Raw genomic sequence first — 13,965 nt, forward strand, 5'->3', positions numbered from 1 at the left:
GGAGCTCTCTCCCCCGCCCCGGCCGGGCCGGGTCAGCCCTTGACGCTGGTCCAGGCGTCGGTCCACTGCTGGAAGTTGGTGCACTTCACATCCGTGCGGCCGTCGATGCACTGCTCGATCGGGGTCGTCCAGAACCACACCTTCTTGAAGTACTCCTCGTTCGTGGCGTTGTAGTACTCGCAGTGCGCTTTCGCCTCTTCGCTCGTGTCGCAGAAGGCGGCGTTGGCGGGTGCCATTCCGAAGTTCATCGCGATCGCGCCGTTGACCTCCGGCGAGGAGGCGTAGTCCATCCACGCATACGCGCAATTCGGGTTCTTGGACTTCGCGGCCAGCATCCAGGCATCCGACCACCCGGTCGAGCCCTCCGCGGGCAGAACGCTCTTGTACTTGTCGTCTTCTGTGAGCTTGCGCAGCACCTCCCACGAGGTGCCGAGCACGGTGGTGCCGCCGGCGAACGATGTGATCTGCGCCGCGGGGTCCGACCAGTACTCCGAGACGATGTCGTTCTGCTGCTTGAGCAGGTCGACAGCGGCCTTGAGCTGCTTCTCGTCGAGTGCGTAGGGGTTCTCGATGCCCAGATCGGGTTCGTGCGCCATCAGGTAGACCGCGGCGTCGGCGATGTAGATGGGCGCGTCGTACGCGATCACCTTGCCGGCGTACGGGCTGTCCTTCTCCCACGCCACGTCCCAGCTGGTGGGCTCCTCGGTGACGGCCTCGCTGTTGTACTGCAGGATGTTCGCGCCGCGGCCGATCGGGATGCCGTACGACTTGCCGTTGATGGTGTCGTAGATCTGGCCCTTCATGCCCTCCACGATGTCGTCGCCGAAGTGCGGGATGAGTTCGAGGTTCAGCGGCTGCACGTCGCCGCCGGCGATCAGGCGCAGACTGGCATCGCCCGACGCGGAGACGAGGTCGTAGTCGCCGGTGCGCATGAGCTGCACCATCTCGTCGCTCGTGCCGGCGACGCGCCGGTTGACCGTGCAGCCGGTGTCGGCGGTGAACGCGTCGGTCCAGGCCGGCTCCACGAAGCCGGACCAGGCGACGATGTTCACCTCCTTCTCGTTGTCGCCGAGCTTGTCCATCATCGGGACGTCGGGGACGTCGATCGACAGGCCGCCGGCGTCGTCCGCCGATTCGGTCGTGCTCGAGCAGCCTGACAGCGCCAGGGCTGCTGCTGCGGTGACGGCCGAGACGGCCAGGATCTTCTTTCGCATGGATCTCTCCTTTGTGATCGCGGTGCGCGGGTGGGATTGCGGGAGGGCAGGGGGTCAGGGAAGCCGTGCGGCGTGCTCGGGGTTCCAGGTGGCGCGCACCCGCTCGCCTCGACGCGGCGCGTCGGGGCCGGAGGCCTGGTGCGCGTTCGGCCGCTCCACGATGATGTCGACCCCGGCGTCCGAGGTGATGAGATAGCGGGTGGCCGGGCCGGTGTAGACGACCTCGGCGATCGTGCCCACCAGCCCCACGTCGCCGTCGGCGAGCGCTTCATGCGTGTCGTGCATCCGCACGCGCTCGGGCCGGATGCTCATCGTGCGGCGCGTGCCGGTGAGCTCCTCCGCGAGCTGCGCGCCGATGAGATTCGACAGCCCGAGGAAGCGCGCGACGAACTCCGTCTGCGGCTGTTCGTAGACCTCGCGGGCGGTGCCGACCTGCTCGATGCGTCCGTTGTTGAATACGGCGACGCGATCGCTCAGCGTCAGCGCCTCCTCCTGATCGTGGGTGACGAAGATGAACGTGATCCCGACTTCGCGCTGGATCTGCTTGAGCTCGATCTGCATCTGCTCGCGCAGCTGCTTGTCGAGGGCTCCGAGGGGTTCGTCCAGCAGCAGCACCTGTGGCCGCAGGATGAGAGCGCGGGCGAGGGCGATGCGCTGACGTTGACCGCCCGAGAGCTGGTGAGGCAGACGATCGGCGACGTGGTCGAGGTGCACGCGGCGCAGGGACTCGGCGACCTGCTCGATCCGCTCGCTCTTGCTCGTCCCCTTCACACGCAGTCCGTAGCCGACGTTCTCCGCGATCGTCATGTGCGGGAACAGCGCGTAGTCCTGGAAGACGGTGTTGACGTCGCGGGAGTGTGGAGGTGTGCGGGTGACGTCGATGCCCGAGAGACGCACGGAGCCGGAGGTCGCCTCCTCGAATCCGGCGATGATGCGCAGCACCGTGGTCTTGCCGGATCCCGACGGTCCGAGCATGGAGAGGAACTCCCCGGGTGCGACGTGCAGATCGAGGTCGCGCACGGCGGTGAAGTCGCCGAAGGACTTCGTCAGGCCCGACAGCATCACGCTGCCCTTGGCTGAGGTGTCGCTCGCGGCATGGGCGGCCGGCGCAGCAGTCGTCATCTCGTGCTCCTCGATCCTCATCGATTCGGAAGGTTGCTTAAACATATAAAACCGTAGGTCATATTTCAAGTCTTCTCGCGCCATCGATGTCGTGGAAGAATCCAGGCATGGAATCGCTGACCTCCCCCGCCGGTGCACGCACCGCCTCGGATGGTCCGCGCAGCCGCCACCCACATCGACTGCAGGGCGCCCTGTTCCAGTCGATCGGCGATGAAGGCAGGGCAGAGCTCGTCGAGCGCCGCCTGGTCGACGCGATCCACCGTGGCCACCTGCGCGCCGGTGAGCGGCTCCCCTCCGAATCCGATCTCGCACGCAGCTTCGGAGTGGCACCGGTCACGGTGCGCGAGGCTCTGCTCACGCTGCGCGGCCAGGGGCTCATCGTCACGCGTCGCGGCCGCAACGGTGGCAGCTTCGTCGTCGACGACGCCGATCCACTCGCCTTCGCACGCGACGCGCTGATGCGCACCTCGCGGCTCGCGCTGCGCGACATGGGAGTCCACTACGGTGCGATCACCGTGGCCGCCGTCCGTCTCGCCGCGCGCCGCGCTGATGCCGGCGAGGCCGTCCGGGTGCGTCGTCGTCTGGAGCTTCTCGAGGATCTCGACACCGATCAGCAGCGGCGTCTGCTCGATGACGTGCTCGTCGAGCTCGTCTCGCTGAGCCAGTCGGCGCGCCTCACCAGGGAGCAGATGAAGCTGCAGGCCGAGTTCTCGCCCTATCTCCGCCTCGCCGCATCCGACGGCGCAGGACTGCGCAGACAGGCGGCGTCGCTCACCGACATCATCCGCGCCGTCGAGGAGAGCGACCCCGACACGGCGGCCGATCGCACAGAGCGCCTGATCGTCGACGTGCTCGACGCCCTCGTCCAGCTGCAGAGCTCGCCGCCGAGCATCTCATGAGCATTCCCATCGACGTGCACTGGAGGACGCGATGAACACCCCCACCACCACTGCTTCAGCAGAAGCCGCCCGGATCGTCGAGGACTACTTCGGCGCTCCGATCCGCATGCTCGACAGCTGGGTCGGATCCTGCGCCGAAGAACTCGCCCACGTGCTGGGTGAGGGCTCGCTGACTCGGCCGCACCTCGACGCGATCGTCGAACCGTACGCCGCTCGCACCCTGGCGCTGGACGACGTGCCCGTGTACGGAGCGGGGTTCATCGCCGCGATCGATCTTCTCTCCGACGCCCGCAGCCACCTCGCGTGGTGGCAGGGCGAAGGCGGAAGACAGCTGGTGCTCGCCTCGCAGTCGGTGAACAAGGAGTACATCGACTACAGCGAGCTCGAGTGGTACCGCGTGCCGATGAGCACCGGAGGACCGCATGTCGCCGGTCCGTACGTCGACTATCTGTGCAGCGACGAATACACGATCACGATCGCTGTTCCCGCGCGCGACAGCGGGCGCCTGCTGGGCGTCGCCGGGCTCGACCTGCTCGTCGCGGATGTCGAGCGTGAGCTCATTCCGCGTTTCGCTTCGCTCGGACATGAGGTGACTCTGGTCAACGGTGTCGGCCGCGTCGTGGTCTCCACCGATCCGCGCTGCGAGACCGGGGACTCGGTGCGCGGCAGCAGGCTCGCCGACCTTCCCCGAACGTCCTGCGACGGCGTCGCCCTCGACGTGATCGTCGAGAGCATCTGAGCCGGCGATCGGTGCCGAGGTCTTGACTTCGCCCTGTGTGAGAGGCACGCTGTCTGTAGATCAACTCAGCGCCCGGGAGTCTCGCAGGCATCGCCGCAGCACCGGGCGCTGAGTCTGTCCGGCCCGGATCCGCTGACGCTGTCAGTACGCGAGCAGACGGGCTCTGGCATCCCGGGTGCGCATCAGCAGGGCGTGCTCGTCTGCCGCAGCCAGCGGGTCGCGACCGGTGATCGCACGCTGGCGCACGGCTGCCAGCGCCGCGGCGTCGCGGATGAACGACTGCATCACGCTTCGGCGGTCGCCGCGCAGACCGGATGCCCACTGCAGACCGGTCCGCCGGCCGGCCGGCGTCGCCAGCATCTCGACTTCCTCGGCAGTGAACCATCCGGCGGCGGCGTAGTCGCCCAGGCGCAGACGCGTCAGACGCGATTCCTCGCGGCGCAGCGCCAGGATCGCGATGATGAACCCGATGAAGAGCGGAACCTGCGTGCTGATGTACAGCGCGAGGAAGTCGCCCAGCAGCGACGAGCCGTTCCAGTACGCGTGAAGGAGCGTCGCGCCGATCAGACCGATCGCGCCCGATCCGACGGCGGAGGCGGTGCTCGCGCCGCGCCGCGCGGCCAGGCCGAAGGCGAATCCGGTCAGGGCGGTGAACATGGCGTGCGCGAACGGCGAGACCAGCCCACGCAGGATGAAGGTCACCGTGAGCTCCCCTGCCCCGCCGGAGGTGAGACTGGTGCCGAAGTACTGGATGTTCTCGGTGAATGCGAAGCCGGCACCCACCAGCGCCCCGTAGACGACGCCGTCGACCGGGCCGTCGAAGGCACGTCGCCCGATCACGAACACGATCAGGACCCCGACGCCCTTGGCGAGCTCCTCGATGACGGGCGCCTGGACCATCGCCGCGAAGAACTCGTTGCGCGGCCCCACCGCGAGAGCGAACGCCAGGTCGACGAGCAGAGTGATGCCGACCGCTGCCACCGCACCCCAGGCGAGGGCGAAGATCACGAGGCTCTTCGGCTCCGGCTCCCAGCGATCGATCATCCGCACGCCCGTGAGCACGATCGCAAGCGGCACGAGCGCGAGCACGAGTCCGACGATCGACGCTCCCACGCCGAGGAACAGCGCGAAGTACGCGATCAGCGCGATCATCAGGAACACGAGCACACCGAACGTCCACACCGATGCGCTCCGCCCCCGCCTCGCGGGCATCGGCAGGGCCGGCATCGCCGGGGCGGGCGCCGGGGCCGACGGTGCCGGCGGGGCGTACCGCGAGTGACCGGCGAGCAGCGTCGGGAACGGGCCTGAGGGCTGCGCGGGCGAGGGTCGTCCTCCAAAGCTCATGGGCAAAGCCTAGAGGCCGCCTCTGCCGCGGGCCGCATCGCGACGGGTAGCGTAGAGGCATGCGTTTCGCCCATCTGAGCGCTCGTGATTCCGAGGCTCTGCACCTCGCCGTCATCGACGGCGCGGAGGCCACCCTCGTCAGCGACCTCCTCTCCCCCGCTCCCTCGACCCTGCAGCAGCTGATCGAGGGTGGTGACGAGCTGCTCGAGCGGCTGCGCGCTGCGCACGCCTCGGGCACCGCGCCGCGGCACCCGGTGGCCGATCTGCGCTTCGGCCCCGCCGTCGTCGCGCCACCGGTGATCCTGGCGGTGGGCCTGAACTACGCCGCGCACTCCAGCGAACTGGGACTCAAGACCGACACCGCACCGACCGTCTTCACCCTGTGGCCCAACTCGCTCGGGGCGCACGACGGCACCGCCACCTGGCCACGCGAGCTGAGCGAATCCGTCGACTACGAAGCAGAGCTCGGTGTGATCATCGGCCGCGCCGCGAAGGACGTCACCGCTGACCAGGCGCTCGACACGGTGTGGGGCTACACGGTCGTCAACGACATCACGGCGCGCGACATCCAGTTCGCCGAGGCGCAGTGGTCCCGCTGCAAGTCGTTCGACGGCTTCACCCCGACCGGTCCGGTGGTCGTCACGGCCGACGAGATCGCCGACCCGCAGGATCTGCACATCTGGGCCGTCGTCGACGGGCAGACCGTGCAGGACGCCAGCACCGGGCAGATGGTGCGCAGCGTCGCCACGCTGATCGCGCACCTCTCATCGTCGGCGACCCTGCTGCCGGGAACCCTGATCTCCACCGGCAGCCCGGGTGGCGCCGGCTACTCGCGCGATCCGCAGATCTTCCTGCGCGACGGCTCGACGGTCACGGTGGGCGTCGACGGCATCGGGGAGCTCACGACGTACTGCCGCACGCAGGGCTGATCGCGTCCGTTCAGACGGCAGAAGAGGCGGATGCCCGGGGCATCCGCCTCTTCTGTCTCTGCGCCTACGCCTCCGGGAGGTCTTCCGCGGCGATCACGGGGATCGCCGCGGTCACCGTCTCCAGCCCCGACAGGCGCGCCGGCGAGATCTGCTTCATGACCTCGTCACGCGACATGAGCCCCGCCTCGACGACCAGATCGGCCACGTTGCGGTTGGTGAGCAGCGCGGTCTTCGCCAGCGCCGCGGAGGCCGCGTAGCCGATGAACGGCGTCAGCGCGGTGACGACGCCGACCGACGCGCCGACCATCGCACCGAGGCGCTCGCGGTTCGCGGTGATCCCGTCGACGCAGTTGACCCGCAGCGTCCACATCGCCTGGCGCATCCATGTGATCGACTGGAAGATCGAGTGCGCGATGACCGGTTCGAACGCGTTGAGCTGCAGCTGACCGCCCTCGACCGCCATCGTCACCGTGACATCCGCACCGGCGACCGCGAAAGCGACCTGGTTGACGGCCTCGGGGATGACGGGGTTGACCTTGCCCGGCATGATGCTGGAGCCGGCCTGCATGGCAGGCAGGTTGATCTCGCCGATGCCCGCCTGCGGACCCGACGAGAGCAGACGCAGGTCGTTGCAGATCTTGGAGAGCTTGATCGCGTTGCGCTTCAGCGACGACGAGAACGACATGAAGGCGCCGGTGTCGCTGGTGGCCTCGACGAGGTCGGTCGCCGTGCTGAGATCGAGTCCGCTGATCTCACGCAGGTGCTTCAGCACCGTAGGCGCGTAGTCGGGGTGGGTCGTGATGCCGGTGCCGATGGCGGTGGCGCCCATGTTGATCTCGGTCAGCAGCGAGGCGTTCTCGGTGAGGCGGCTGTGGTCCTCGCCGAGAGTCGTCGCGAAGCCGTGGAACTCCTGACCGAGAGTCATCGGCACGGCGTCCTGCAGCTGTGTGCGTCCGACCTTGAGCACGTCGTGGAACTCGTTCGCCTTGCCGAGGAACGACTTGCGCAGCAGGTCGAGCTCGTCGAGAAGTGAGACGAGGTTCAGCGAGAGGCCGATCTTGACGGCGGTCGGGTAGACGTCGTTGGTGGACTGGCTGCGGTTGGTGTGATCGATCGGCGAGAGGAAGGCGTAGTCGCCCTTCTCACGGCCCGCCATCTCGAGCGCGATGTTCGTGATGACCTCGTTCGCGTTCATGTTGGTCGAGGTGCCCGCCCCGCCCTGGATGACGCCGACGATGAACTGGTCGTGGAACTCTCCGTCGATGACGCGCTGCGAGGCGGCGTCGATCAGGCCCGCCTTCTCGGCGTCGAGGACCCCGATCTCCTTGTTGGCTCGCGCGCTGGCCTGCTTGACCATCGCGAGGCCGCGCACCAGGTCGGGGTACACCGAGATCGGGCGCTTGGTGATGGGGAAGTTCTGCTCGGCGCGCAGCGTGTGGACGCCGTAGTAGGCGTCGCCCGGGATCTCGATGCTGCCGATCGAATCGGTCTCTGTGCGGTGAACAACAGGCTCAGACGAGGCCATGTCACATCCTTGTGGGTAGTGGCGATCAGGGATTCGGGGGATGCCTTCAGTCTACGACGCTTCCGCGCGGGGGCTTGCGGGAGAACGCCTCGAGTCGCTCTTTCGGGGTGAGGGATGCCATGTGCTCGGCCCACTCGCGCGTGAAGTGCTCTCCGGTGGGCGCCTCGACGACCGGCACCACGGTGTGCGTGATCGTGTCGGGGTAGACGTGCACGAGCTGGAACGATTGGGCGGCATCCATCCCGTTGACCTCGACGGCGGGACGGGCGACGTTCATCGTGTAGCAGGTGGCCGAGGCCACGCTCACCGCGATCCCGGCGAACAGTCCGTGCGAGGAGTAGTGCAGATGGCCGGCCAGAATGGCGCGCACATCGCTCCCCCGCAGCACGTCGGCGAGTTCGTCCTGGTGGCGCAGCTCGAGGATGTCGAACAGCGGGATGTGGCTGGGCAGCGGCGGGTGGTGCATCGCCAGGATCGTGCCGTGCGGTGCATCCTGGCTCAGCACGTCACGCAGCCAGTCGAGCTGGGTGGTGTCGAGGTCGCCGTGGTGCCAGCCGGGAACGCTCGTGTCCAGAGCGATCAGTCTCAGCCCGCCGAGGTCCCACACCCCGGTGACCGGCTGCTCGGTGGGCTCGAGATCGAGCAGGTGCTGCCGCAGCGCCGGGCGCTCGTCGTGGTTGCCCGCCACCCAGACGACCGGGCAGTCCAGGTCGGCCGCGAGCGGTTCCACCGCGCCCCGGAGGCGGTGGTACGCGTCCGGCTCCCCCAGATCGGCGAGATCGCCGGTGACGACGATCGCCGCAGGATCGGTGCCCGTGGCTCGGATGGCGTCGAGCGTGCGCTCGACGTCGAAACGGCCTCCGAGCCGGGCTCCGCCCGCGAGCAGGTGCGGATCACTGATGTGCACGATGACGTGCGACGCCGGGGCGTGGCTGCCGAACGCGAACGAGGCTGACATGACCCCAGCCTAGAACCGCCCTCTCAGGCGGATGCCTGTCAGTGTCCGACGACGATGATCAGGATGCCGCCGGCGACCGCCGCGCCGCACAACATGAAGCAGCCGATCGCGGCTGCGAACGCGAGCATCTTCTGACCCTCGCTCAGCGGGCTCTTGCGAGCGGCCTTGGCCGCCTGCTTCGCCGCGTGCCTGATCTCCTTCTCGGTGAGCACGGTGATGGCATCCGTGAACTCCGCCGGCGAGACCACCGGAACCCGCCCGGCGCGCACGAGCATCCGCAGGCCCAGTGCGTAGAACAGCACGATCGTCCCGGCACCCAGCAGGGCGGCGATGAACACGCTGATGAAGGCGCCCCAGTCGATGCTCATCGTGCGTCCTCCTGCTCATCCACGGCGATGTCCCACTCGGCGAGCTTGGCGCGCACCTTGCGGCTGGCGATGGCGCTCTCCCACTCCTGCGCGGCCTTCTCGGCGGTGGCGAACTTCAGCGCGGCCTTCTCGGCGGCGCGCTTGGCCGCCTTGATCTCGGCCGGCGACGCGCCCGCCTTCTTCAGCTTCTTCGCCCGACGCGCGGCGCGCTCCGCCTCGTCGGCCTTCCGCTCGGCGCGCTCGAGAGCGCGCACGAGCTCCATGCGGCTGGCGCGGCGGGTGGGAGCAGGCACCTCCGGGTGGTCGACCGCGTGGCCGGACTCGGCGACATCGCTCATGGCGTTCGCGGAGGTGACGGCGTTGCGACGCGAATACAGGAACAGACCCACGATGATCACCAGCGCCAGCACCGCGTCGATCGCGACGCCCCAGTTGCCGAACCAGATCACCAGAAGGGCGGCGAGGGCGCCGACGCCGCCCGCCGCGGGAAGCGTGAGCAGCCAGCCGATCGCGATCCGGCCCGCAGTCGCCCACCGCACGGAGGCCCCCCGTCGGCCGAGGCCCGAGCCGATGACCGAACCCGAGGCGACCTGCGTCGTCGAGAGTGCGAACCCGAGGGCGCTGGAGGCGAGGATGGTCGCCGCGGTGGAGCTCTCGGCGGCGAAGCCCTGCGCGGGCTTGACCTCGGTGAGGCCCTTGCCGAGGGTGCGGATGATCCGCCAGCCGCCGAGGTAGGTGCCCAGGGCGATGGTGAACGCACAGGCGACGATGACCCAGAACTCGGGGTTGTGGTAGTCGGCGCTGTTCGGATCACCCGTCTGCCACCCGATCGTGATCAGAGCCAGGGTGATCACGCCCATCGTCTTCTGCGCATCGTTGGTTCCGTGCGACAGCGCCACCAGCGAAGAGGTGAAGATCTGGCCCCAGCGGAACCCGGAGCGGCCGTCCGGCTTGCCGTCGTACCGGCGCGTGACGCCGTAGGCGACCTTCGTCGCGATGAACGCGATGATGCCGGCGGTGAGCGGGGCGATCAGGGCCGGGAGGATGATCTTCGACAGCACCATCCCGAAATCGATGCCCGTGGCGCCGACGCCGACCAGTGTCGCGCCGATGAGACCGCCGAACAGCGCGTGCGACGAGCTGGAGGGAAGACCCAGCAGCCACGTGAGCATGTTCCAGGTGATCGCGCCGATGAGCCCCGCGAAGATGAGCGGCAGGAAGATCTGCGCCCCCATCTGGCTGATCGCGTCTTCGCGGATGATGCCACCGGAGACGGTCTTCGCGACCTCGGTCGACAGGAAGGCGCCGACGAGGTTGAGCACAGCTGCGAGAAGCACCGCCGTCTTCGGCTTCAGCGCGCCGGTGGCGATGGGGGTCGCCATCGCGTTGGCGGTGTCGTGGAATCCGTTGGTGAAGTCGAAGAAGAGCGCCAGCGCGATGACCAGCACGACGATGAGGGCTGCGGTTTCCACCGGTCTCTTTCGTTGGGACTGCCAGGGAGGGGCCGAGAGATCGGCTTGTGACGAACGAAGAGTTCACCGTGGGTTTACCCTCCGTTAGAGGACCCGGATGAATCCTCCCACCCTGCCCGGTCGCGGTCAACTCGCCGGGTAGCGTGGCAGGGTGACCGATTCTCGCATCCAGCCGCCCGCACCGGCCCGCCGCATCACCACGCGCTCCCACCACGGCGACCAGTTCGACGACGCCTACGAGTGGCTCCGCGCCAAAGACGATCCGGAGGTCATCGCGCACCTGGAGGCGGAGAACGCCTACACCGACGCGCGAAGCGCTCGTCTCGCGGGGCTCCGCGAGACGCTGTTCGAGGAGGTCCGCTCACGGGTGCAGGAGACCGACCTGTCGGTGCCCACCCGACGCGGCGACTGGTGGTTCTACAGCCGCACCGAGGAGGGCGCCCAGTACGGCATCCACTGCCGCACCGCCGCACACGGCGACGACTGGACTCCCCCGGTGCTCGAGCCGGGCGTGCCGGTGCCGGGCGAGGAGGTGCTGCTCGACGGGAACGTGGAGGCTGCGGGGCTCGAGTTCTTCTCGCTCGGCGCCTTCGACGCGTCGGACGACGGCACGCGACTGCTCTGGTCTGTGGATGCCGAGGGCTCGGAGCTGTACACCGTGCACGTGCGCGACCTGGCCTCCGGGGAGATGCTCGACGACGTGATCCCGAACACCGGACAGGCGTTCTTCACACCCGACGGTGCGTCGATCCTCTACACGACACGCGACGAGGCGTGGCGGCCCGACACTCTGTGGCTGCACCGTATCGGGACACCGCTCGACGCCGACGTGAAGCTGTTCCACGAGCCGGATGAGCGCTTCTGGATGGGCGCCGGCATCACCCGCAGTCGGCGGTACCTGATGATCGGGCTGGGCTCGAAGATCACCAGCGAGGAGCTGCTCATCGACCTCGCCGACTTGAGCTCCGACCCGCTGAGCGTCGAGCCGCAGGTGGTGTGGCCGCGCCGGGAGGGCGTGGAGTACTCCGTCGATCACGCGGTGGTCGACGGCGAGGACCGGCTGCTGATCCTGCACAACGACGACGCCCTCGACTTCGAGCTCGTCTCGGTGGCGGCATCCGACCCCCAGGGTGAACGGCAGCTGCTGCTTGCACACCGCCAGGGACGACGGATCATCGACGTGGACTGCTTCCGGGACTTCGCGACCGTCGAGTACCGCAGCGACGGACTGGTGCGCTCGGCGATCATGGATCCCGCGACGGGCGCACTCGACGACGTCGACTTCGACGAGCCGCTGTTCGACGCCTACTTCAGCGGCAACCCCGAATGGCATTCGCCGTTCCTGCGGATGACGTACACCTCGTTCATCACGCCGTCGCAGGTGCTCGACCTCGACATCGCAACCGGCGAGAAGCACCTGCGCAAGCAGATGGCGGTGCTCGGCGGGTACGACCCCGCCGACTACGGACAGCAGCGGGTGTGGGCCACGGCGGCCGACGGCGCCCAGGTGCCGATCTCGCTGGTGTGGAAGCGCTCGTTCGGCGACCCAGGTGCAGAGCCGCGCGCGCTGCACCTGTACGGCTACGGCTCGTACGAGCACTCGATCGATCCCGCTTTCTCGACCATGCGCCTGTCGATGCTCGACCGCGGTGTGATCTTCGCGGTCGCGCACGTGCGCGGCGGCGGCGAGATGGGTCGTCACTGGTACGAGCAGGGCAAGGAGCTGCACAAGCGCAACACGTTCACCGACTTCGTCGCGTGCGCACAGCACCTCATCGGCACCGGCGTGACCGCCCCCGAGCGGCTCGTCGCCGAGGGCGGCAGCGCGGGCGGCCTGCTCATGGGCGCGGTCGCCAACCTCGCCCCTGAGCTGTTCGCCGGGGTCCTCGCCGGGGTGCCCTTCGTCGACGCGCTCACCTCGATCCTCGACCCCTCGCTGCCGCTCACCGTGGTCGAGTGGGACGAGTGGGGCGACCCGCTGCACGATGCCGAGGTGTACGCGTACATGAAGTCGTACACGCCGTACGAGAACATCCGCGAGGGTGCGGACTACCCGCGGATCCTGGCGATGACATCTCTCAACGACACCCGCGTGCTGTACGTCGAACCGGCCAAGTGGGTCGCGGCACTGCGCTACGCCGGGGCACGGGACGTGATGATGAAGTGCGAGATGTCCGCCGGACACGGCGGCGTCAGCGGACGCTACAACGCCTGGCGCGAGCGCGCGTTCGAGCTCGCCTGGATGCTGGACGTCCTCGGCCTGGCCGACTGATCCCGCTCCCGGGCCACCCGCCGTGGTGCGATATCAGCCGAACAGCGCGGCCGCTTCGTCATAGCGGCTGCGCGGCACGGTGTTCAGCTCGCCCAGCGCCTCGGCGAAGGGCACCCGCACGATCTCGGTGCCGCGCATCGCGACCATCTGACCCCACGCGCCGTCGACCAGGGCGTCGGCGGCGTGCAGGCCGAGCCGCGTCGCGAGGACCCGGTCGAAACCTGACGGCGATCCGCCGCGCTGGATATGGCCCAGCACGGTGGAGCGCGTCTCGATGCCGGTGATCCGCTCGATCTCCGGAGCGAGGATCTCGCTGATGCCGCCCAGTCGTGGACGGTTGAAGGCATCGAGGCCCTTGTCGCTGTAAGCCTCGTCCATGCCCTTGAGGGTGAATCCCTCCGAGACGACGACGAGCGGCGCGCGGCCGCGGGCGGCGGCGCTGCTGACCAGCGAGCAGATCTCGTCCATCGACATGGGCACTTCCGGGATGCAGATGACGTGCGCGCCCGCCGCCATCCCGGCGTGCAGGGCGATCCAGCCCACGTGCCGGCCCATGACCTCGGCGACCATGCAGCGCTGATGCGAGTCGCCCGTCGTGCGCAGCCGGTCCATCGCGTCGGTGGCGATGTTCACCGCGGTGTCGAAGCCGAACGAGTAGTCGGTCGCACGGAGGTCGTTGTCGATCGTCTTCGGCACGCCGAGCACGTTGATGCCGTCCTTCGCCAGACGGTCCGCCGCCGCGAGGGTGCCCTCGCCGCCGATCGCCACGATTCCGTCGATCCGGTGCCCGTACAGGGTCTTGGCGATGTTCTCGGCTCCCCCGCGCGCGCCCTCGTAGGGGTTGGTGCGGCTCGTGCCCAGGATCGTGCCGCCGACCTTCGACAGTCCCTTCACCTCGTGGCGGGTGAGCGGGAAGAAGTCCCCGTCGACGACGCCTCGCCAGCCGTCGCGGATGCCGACGAACTCGAGGTCGTAGGCGGTGGTGCCCTTGAGCACGATCCCGCGGATGACCGCGTTGAGTCCGGGGCAGTCGCCGCCGCTGGTCAGGATGCCGATCTTCATGCTGCCGCCTTCGTGCGTCGGGGGGAAAGGGTGAAGAGGCGACACTGCCCGTTGTCGACCC

General features: G+C 68.5%; 12 protein-coding genes. 4 read left to right on the forward strand and 8 right to left on the reverse strand.

Annotated elements, in window-relative coordinates; translation table 11 throughout:
* Positions 1 to 32: 32 nt before the first annotated feature.
* Together ACWGSM_RS02595 and ACWGSM_RS02600 are read right to left on the reverse strand one after the other, a co-directional pair.
* The gene (locus ACWGSM_RS02595; RefSeq protein WP_452321411.1) at positions 33 to 1,214 is read right to left on the reverse strand and encodes an extracellular solute-binding protein; all 1,182 of its coding nucleotides are present in this window, start codon (positions 1,212 to 1,214) and stop codon (positions 33 to 35) included.
* Between the two features lie 54 nt (positions 1,215 to 1,268).
* Positions 1,269 to 2,336 carry an ABC transporter ATP-binding protein gene (locus tag ACWGSM_RS02600; protein WP_452321412.1) on the reverse strand — a complete coding sequence of 356 codons (1,068 nt, stop codon included), beginning with the start codon at positions 2,334 to 2,336 and terminating at the stop codon, positions 1,269 to 1,271.
* 107 nt (positions 2,337 to 2,443) lie between these two features.
* Here ACWGSM_RS02600 and ACWGSM_RS02605 point away from each other — a divergent pair, with 107 nt between their 5' ends.
* Both ACWGSM_RS02605 and ACWGSM_RS02610 read left to right on the forward strand, forming a co-directional pair.
* The gene (locus ACWGSM_RS02605; protein ID WP_313354784.1) at positions 2,444 to 3,235 is read left to right on the forward strand and encodes a FadR/GntR family transcriptional regulator; all 792 of its coding nucleotides are present in this window, start codon (positions 2,444 to 2,446) and stop codon (positions 3,233 to 3,235) included.
* A 31-nt stretch (positions 3,236 to 3,266) separates the two neighbouring features.
* Complete coding sequence (locus tag ACWGSM_RS02610) at positions 3,267 to 3,974, forward strand: cache domain-containing protein (protein ID WP_313354782.1); 708 nt, start codon at positions 3,267 to 3,269, stop codon at positions 3,972 to 3,974.
* Positions 3,975 to 4,115: 141 nt separating this feature from the next.
* Here ACWGSM_RS02610 and ACWGSM_RS02615 read toward each other — a convergent pair whose 3' ends face one another.
* The gene (locus ACWGSM_RS02615; RefSeq protein ID WP_452321413.1) at positions 4,116 to 5,318 is read right to left on the reverse strand and encodes a PrsW family intramembrane metalloprotease; all 1,203 of its coding nucleotides are present in this window, start codon (positions 5,316 to 5,318) and stop codon (positions 4,116 to 4,118) included.
* A 59-nt stretch (positions 5,319 to 5,377) separates the two neighbouring features.
* On the opposite strand from ACWGSM_RS02615, the gene ACWGSM_RS02620 reads away from it, so the two are divergent.
* The gene (locus ACWGSM_RS02620) at positions 5,378 to 6,247 is read left to right on the forward strand and encodes a fumarylacetoacetate hydrolase family protein (protein ID WP_452321414.1); all 870 of its coding nucleotides are present in this window, start codon (positions 5,378 to 5,380) and stop codon (positions 6,245 to 6,247) included.
* A gap of 64 nt (positions 6,248 to 6,311) precedes the next feature.
* On the opposite strand, the gene ACWGSM_RS02625 is transcribed toward ACWGSM_RS02620, so the two are convergent.
* The 4 genes from ACWGSM_RS02625 to ACWGSM_RS02640 are packed head-to-tail and all read right to left on the reverse strand — an operon-like array spanning position 6,312 to position 10,570.
* The gene (locus ACWGSM_RS02625) at positions 6,312 to 7,772 is read right to left on the reverse strand and encodes an aspartate ammonia-lyase (RefSeq protein ID WP_452321415.1); all 1,461 of its coding nucleotides are present in this window, start codon (positions 7,770 to 7,772) and stop codon (positions 6,312 to 6,314) included.
* 46 nt (positions 7,773 to 7,818) lie between these two features.
* Complete coding sequence (locus tag ACWGSM_RS02630) at positions 7,819 to 8,730, reverse strand: metallophosphoesterase (RefSeq protein WP_452321416.1); 912 nt, start codon at positions 8,728 to 8,730, stop codon at positions 7,819 to 7,821.
* Between the two features lie 38 nt (positions 8,731 to 8,768).
* On the reverse strand, positions 8,769 to 9,098 hold the full coding sequence (locus ACWGSM_RS02635) for a peptidase (protein WP_452321417.1): 330 nt from the start codon (positions 9,096 to 9,098) through the stop codon (positions 8,769 to 8,771).
* Positions 9,095 to 10,570, reverse strand: coding sequence for an anion permease (locus ACWGSM_RS02640; protein WP_452321418.1), 1,476 nt, complete (start codon positions 10,568 to 10,570; stop codon positions 9,095 to 9,097). Before ACWGSM_RS02640 ends, ACWGSM_RS02635 begins: the two co-directional genes overlap by 4 nt.
* A gap of 151 nt (positions 10,571 to 10,721) precedes the next feature.
* Here ACWGSM_RS02640 and ACWGSM_RS02645 point away from each other — a divergent pair, with 151 nt between their 5' ends.
* Positions 10,722 to 12,842, forward strand: coding sequence for a S9 family peptidase (locus tag ACWGSM_RS02645; protein WP_452321419.1), 2,121 nt, complete (start codon positions 10,722 to 10,724; stop codon positions 12,840 to 12,842).
* Between the two features lie 33 nt (positions 12,843 to 12,875).
* Here the strand turns inward: ACWGSM_RS02645 and ACWGSM_RS02650 are convergent, their stop codons facing one another.
* Entirely contained in the window at positions 12,876 to 13,904 is a 1,029-nt protein-coding gene (locus ACWGSM_RS02650) for an ATP-dependent 6-phosphofructokinase (RefSeq protein WP_452321420.1), read from the reverse strand.
* Between the last annotated feature and the right edge of the window lie 61 nt (positions 13,905 to 13,965).

The organism is Microbacterium sp. NPDC055521, from assembly GCF_053619695.1.